Here is a 3,010-nt window from a genome sequence, read left to right as displayed (position 1 = left end):
ATTTTAAAGCGGATAATAACCACGGGGCTTCTTTTGCCTTTTTTTTCATTTGGTAAATTTCTTAATGTTTGTGGCTGAACGACAACCGTCATCCCGCTACTTGCTAGCGGGATCTCTTGTTAGCGGCTGAGATACCGCGAATGAATCGCGGTATGACGGTTCGCGGCGGCATAGTAATTCGTCATCCCGCTGCTTGTTAGCGCCGCGGCGGTATGACGGTTCGTGGTGGTATGACGTAGAGTGCTTAGAAGCTGTTATTTTGCTATAAATGGCTGTAATGGCATCATCTATTTTATTGCTATCACAGCCTGTTTGTGCAAGTTCAGCATTCCCACCACAGTTCTTTTTAACTGCTATGGATATTAGTTCTTTTGCGCTAATCTTATTGATTAAGTCTTTACTTACTTTAATAATCAAGACTGTTTTATCTTTTTCTGTTGCCGTAAAAGCTATTACCGTTTTTGGTTTTTGTTGCTGCAAAACAAACTCTCTTATTACATTTGCTGGAATATCAGTGAAAGTGTGGCTTATAAAATTTATTCCATTTATTTCGGTGCTTTTTATATTCTCTGCACTCACAAGCTTTTTATATAGGTTTTTTATTTTGGTTTCGGATTTTTTGTGTTCTTGACTTAAAATACTTAATCTGCTTGTTATTTCACTCACTGGCGCTTTTACGAATTCTGCAACTTTTTTTAAGTTAATTTCATTATCACGTACATAATTGATTGCTTCCTGACCAGTTAAAGCTTCAATTCTCCTCACTCCAAAAGCAACAGAACTCTCTGTTACTATCTTAAACAAACCAATTTCTCCAGTATGCTCAACGTGTGTGCCACCACACAGTTCCCTTGAATCTCCAATCTTCACTACTCTTACTTGATCGCTATATTTTTCGCCGAATAACGCCATAGCTCCTTCGTCTATTGCCTGATTCATGCTTTGAATTTTTGTAGATGCGGAAAGATTTTCTCTGATTAGAGAGTTTACCATATCTTCTACTAAGAATAGCTGATCCTGAGTAACTTGAGTGTTATGACTAAAGTCAAATCGTAACTTATCCGGTGCAACTAGGGAACCTTTTTGAGTGACATGATCACCCAAGATTTTTCTTAATACAAAGTGCAAAAGGTGTGTAGCTGAATGATTTCTCCTTAAGGTTTGCCTTCTTTCCTTATCTATGCTTGCTGTAACTGTGTCACCTTTACAAATTGAACCGAATTTAACTATGCATCTGTGCAAATATAGGTCATTAACCTTATTGGTATTCTCGACTATAATAATACTTCTACCAGGTTTGATCAGACTGCCAGTATCTCCCACTTGTCCACCTGACTCGCCATAAAAAGGTGTTTTATCAAGTATAATGGTTATCTTCTCTCCCTCCTTTGCAGAATCAATTACTTCATTTTTAGAGGAAACTATAGCTAGTATTTTCGCATCACTTACTTCATTGAACTCATAACCAACAAATTTTGTTTTGCCAAATTTATTGATCAAATCAAACCATACTTGCTCAACAGATTTTTCACCAGATCCAGCCCATTTAGCACGTGCTCTCTCTTTTTGTTCTCCCATTGCATCATCAAAACCCTTCTGGTCAAAATTTATTTTTTTCTCTTTTAAAATATCAAGTGTAATATCCAAAGGAAATCCGTAGGTGTCATATAGCTTAAACGCTGATTCTCCAGGCAAAGTATCGCCCGATTTTAAATCTGTAGTGAATTTCTCCAGGAGATTGATACCCTTCATCAAAGTGTCTTTAAAGTTTTCTTCCTCTGATTTTAACGTCGTTTCTATTAAGCTTTTAGCTCTGACTAATTCAGCTCCCATATAAGCCGAACTCGTGCTATCTATCAACACTGGAAAAATACGATGGAGTAGGGAATCATTATATCCAAGCAGGTGAATATAACGTGTGGCTCTCCTAATTAATCTGCGTAATACGTAATTCCTGCCCTCATTTCCAGGAAGCACTCCTTCTGCGATGAGAAATGCAGCCGCGCGAAGATGATCTGCTATGATCTTATGCGCTATTTTATTTTCCGTTCTTCCACAGTACTCTTGTGATTTACTTATCAGAGCAGAAAATAGATCAATATCATAGTTATCATGGACGTTTTGCATAACAGCCGCTATTCTTTCAAGGCCCATTCCAGTATCGATGCATTTTTTTGGCAATTTGTGTAAATTACCTTCTTCATCTTTGTTAAACTCCATGAATACCAGATTCCAGATTTCAACAATTCTATCGCCCTCTTGTAAATTAGGACTCCCATGGTCATAAAAAATTTCAGAACATGGACCGCACGGACCAGTGCTTCCCATACTCCAAAAGTTATCATCCGTTGTAATTCTTATGATTTTATCACTTGAAAAGCCACTTATCTTACGCCAAATCTCGTACGCCTCATCATCAGTATGGTAGACGGTTATGGATAGTCTGTTTTTATCAAGAGATAACTCTTTAGTGATAAATTCCCACGCAAATTCTATCGCAGTTTCCTTAAAGTAATCACCGAAGCTAAAATTTCCGAGCATTTCAAAAAATGTGTGATGCCGAGTTGTATAGCCAACATTTTCCAGATCATTGTGTTTACCGCCTGCTCTTAGGCACTTTTGACTTGAGACAGCACGTTTCATTTCAGTTTTTTGAGCACCAGTAAAAATATTTTTAAACTGCACCATACCAGCATTTGTGAACATGAGCGTTGGGTCATGTTCTGGAATCAAAGGAGAAGAAGAAACCTGCTCGTGGTCATTATTTACAAAAAATTTTATAAATCTTTCTCTGATTTCGTTTAGCTTCATCGTTTTTATTGAGGTTATCTATAAATAATAAGTTGTAATGGAAATAAAATCAATACCACTCTCTAGATCTCAGAACCTGTTAAGGATCTCGAAAATATGAGGTAAGATAAGCATAGTTAAGAAAGAGGTATATCTATGCAAAAAAGCTATCCAAGAGATATAAGTAAAGAACAATTTGAAAAAATTAGACCAATACTGG

Annotated in this window: 1 protein-coding gene; it reads right to left on the bottom strand. The window is 36.9% G+C overall.

Annotated features, from left to right (window positions below; translation table 11 throughout):
* Positions 1 to 96: 96 nt before the first annotated feature.
* A complete protein-coding gene (gene alaS, locus OZD63_RS04910) occupies positions 97 to 2,811 on the bottom strand; it encodes an alanine--tRNA ligase (RefSeq protein ID WP_275008279.1) in 2,715 nt (904 codons plus the stop codon).
* Between the last annotated feature and the right edge of the window lie 199 nt (positions 2,812 to 3,010).

Origin of the sequence: Wolbachia endosymbiont of Drosophila leontia, from assembly GCF_028981785.1 — a bacterium.
Taxonomy (GTDB): Bacteria; Pseudomonadota; Alphaproteobacteria; order Rickettsiales; family Anaplasmataceae; genus Wolbachia; species Wolbachia pipientis.
The sequence above is the reverse complement of the archived record's forward strand: the minus strand, read 5'-3'. Positions and strand labels throughout refer to the sequence as shown.